The 2,880-nt window shown below is 68.9% G+C and carries 2 protein-coding genes; both read left to right on the top strand.

Going from position 1 to position 2,880, the window contains the following annotated elements:
* Positions 1–130 precede the first annotated feature (130 nt).
* Positions 131–1,546, top strand: a complete 1,416-nt coding sequence (locus WA805_RS20410; protein ID WP_422326324.1) for a hypothetical protein — start codon at positions 131–133, stop codon at positions 1,544–1,546.
* Between the two features lie 279 nt (positions 1,547–1,825).
* Positions 1,826–2,548, top strand: a complete 723-nt coding sequence (locus WA805_RS20405) for a VOC family protein (protein WP_422339708.1) — start codon at positions 1,826–1,828, stop codon at positions 2,546–2,548.
* Positions 2,549–2,880: the final 332 nt, after the last annotated feature.

The raw sequence follows: 2,880 nt of genomic DNA, 5'->3' as shown, positions 1-2,880 counted from the left end.
GTACGGCGCCGGGCGCCCATCCGGCACCGACCGCGAGGGACGAGACGGCGCGGGGCGTTCGGCTAGACCGCGCTCACACGGGCCCGCTGACTCCGGCCGCCCTGGGTCTAGCCGGGGCTTCAGCAGGGACATGTCCGACCGAATCGGCGGTTCTTTCCCCGATGACCGGGCCGAGCGCCGTGACCGCGGCGGGTATGAGCGGAGCGGGACCGGCCGGCCGCGCCAGCAGCGCCCCGCTCGGCCGGGAGGCACTGGCAGGGGCGGACGGCCGGATCGTTCGGCCGAGGGGTCCGGCTCAGGCTTCCGCCCGCGGCAGGACGACGAGAGGGATCGTCGAGCCGTCCGCAGGAGCGACCAGGACAGCGGCGCCGCTCCCAGGATCCCGGACAGCATCACAGAAGACGACCTGTCCCGCGATGTCAAGGCGGAGCTGCGCGGGCTGCCCGCGGACCTGGCCGCCACCGTCGGCAGGTACCTGGTCGCCGCCGAGCTGGCCAGCGATCCCGAGCAGGCGTACAGATACGCGCAGGCCGCGCGCAGGATAGCCGCCAGGATCGGCGTGGTGCGCGAGGTCAACGGCGTCACGGCGTACCACACGGGACGCTGGGCGGAGGCGCTCGCGGAGCTGCGCGCCGCCCGCCGGCTGACCGGGCGCGACGAGTACCTCCCGCTGATGGCGGACTCAGAACGCGCCCTCGGCAGGCTGGACAGTGCGCTCGAGCTCGTGCACAGCGAGGACGCCAGGCGCCTGCCGCGAGCGGCGCAGATCGAACTGCGCATCGTGGAATCCGGCATCCGCAGGGACCAGGGCCTCGCCGACGCGGCGGTCCTGGTGCTGCAGGTTCCCGAGCTGACCGACGGCCGGCTGCGTCCCTGGTCGGCGAGGCTGTTCTACGCCTACGGCGATGCCCTGCTCGCCGCGGGCCGCCCCGAGGCGGCCAGGGAAGCCTTCTCCCGCGCCGTCGTCGCCGACGGGGAGGAGGAAACAGACGCCCTGGCCCGCCTCGACGAACTAGACGGCGTAACCCTCGAAGACCTCGAGGACCTGGAAGACGAAGACGCCGATGATGACGACCTAACGGACGAGGCCGTCGAGGCCGTCGAGGCTGAAGAGGGCGACCTCGACGACGAGGCGGACGACGACCTCGACGACGAGGACGACGTCACAGACGAGGCCAACGAGGACGATGAAGACGAGGCCGAGGATCTCGACGAGGACCTCGACGACGAAGAAGACCTTGAGGACGAGGTCGAAATCGACGAAGAAGACGATGACTCCGACGACGATGAGGACGACCTGACGGACGAGGCCGAGGACGGCGAGGACCTCGACGATGAGGATGACCTCACAGACCAGGCCGAGGACGACGAGGGTGACGCCGACGACGAAGGAGACCTCACAGCCGAGGCGGACGGCGACGAGGATGACGTCGCCGACGAGGACGACCCCGATGAGGAGGACGAAGACCTCGACGGCGAGGGACTCGGCGGCCGCGCCAGCGCCCTAGAAGGCGAAGCTCGCGACGACGGTGCCCGCGACCGGTAACGCGTCTCTCAAAAAGAAAACCGTAACTTACGCCGCTGGCGCCCCAGAAGGAGCAGGCGAGAAAACCGGCGCTGTCATACCAGCCTTTTCTGGCGGCTTTCCAGTGTGGCGATCGGGGCTGGCCTGACTTGGGCCAACTTTTGGCCCTCAGCGGCGGCGAATCACGATGACCTGCGGGTCCTCGTCCCGTCGGACGCGGATTTGCTCACCAATTCCTGAGTTTTATCACGCATCTGGCTTGCCTCGGGTTTGCCGGACGGCCATGGCAGGATGACCGGCATGACCGTGACAGGAACCTTGGAGCTCGTCGCCCTCGACGCGACGGACATTGCGGGGCTCGCCTCGTTCTACGCCGAGCTGACCGGCTGGCAGACCGTCCGCAACGTGGACGGCTGGATCACGCTGCGTGCCGGTGACGGGCAGGAGGTCGCCTTCCAGCAGGTGGCCGAGCACATTCCGCCGCAGTGGCCGGGACAGGAACGCCCCCAGCAGGTCCACCTTGATCTGCTGGTCGACGGGCATGAAGAGGCGGCACAGCGCGCGGTGGCGCTTGGTGCCACCCGGCTCGCCGACGGCGTCACCTGGATCACGCTGGCCGACCCGGCAGGCCATCCGTTCGACCTGTGCCAGCGGGACGGGGCCGGCCCGCAGATGCAGCTGTTCGCGGTGACCATTGACGCTCCCGACGCGTCGGCGCTGGCCCGCTTCTACGCCAGCCTGCTCGGAATGGAGGTGACCTACGACGGCCCTGAGGGCGCGCTCGTCGCCGGCGGCGGCAAGAGCCTGATGTTCCAGCAGGTCGGCGACTACACGCAGCCGCAGTGGCCGGACCCGGCGCACCCGCAGCAGGGGCACCTCGACGTCATCGTTGACGATCCTGGCCACTTGAAGGCGGTCGAGGCCCGGGCGCAGGAACTGGGTGCCACCCGGCTCGCCGATGGCGCTACCTGGATCACGCTAGCCGACCCGGCAGGCCATCCGTTCGACCTGTCGATTCCCTGACCCGGCATCCGGAATCGACAGACGATCACCGCCGCCGACCCTCCCCCAACGACCTACGCTAGGCCCTCGAAGCCATCACCCGCGACAGCTGACTTACGCACTAGGATGGCCCAACTCAGGTGATACCAGCCAAATTATCGTGCGGGATTAGGCCCGGATTCCGTGGGCTAATCCCGCACGATCTTTTCTGGCGGCTTTCCAGTGTGCCGATCGGGGCTGGCGTGACGGGTGTGAGCTGAAGTCGTTGCCTGACCCTCCGGGACGGCTCACCGGCGAGGGTGCGGCCGGGCTGAGCCCGCTGATTTCATGATCACGAAAGAAAAGTACGCGCA

The organism is Trebonia sp., assembly GCF_049794275.1.
Classification (GTDB): domain Bacteria; phylum Actinomycetota; class Actinomycetes; order Streptosporangiales; family Streptosporangiaceae; genus Trebonia.
This window is presented reverse-complemented; position numbering and strand designations above follow the sequence as displayed.

Excerpts from the sequence above, each read along its gene's own strand:
- WA805_RS20410 (WP_422326324.1), top strand. The coding sequence starts at position 131 with ATGTCCGACCGAATCGGCGGTTCTTTCCCCGATGACCGGGCCGAGCGC.
- WA805_RS20405 (WP_422339708.1), top strand. The coding sequence starts at position 1,826 with ATGACCGTGACAGGAACCTTGGAGCTCGTCGCCCTCGACGCGACGGAC.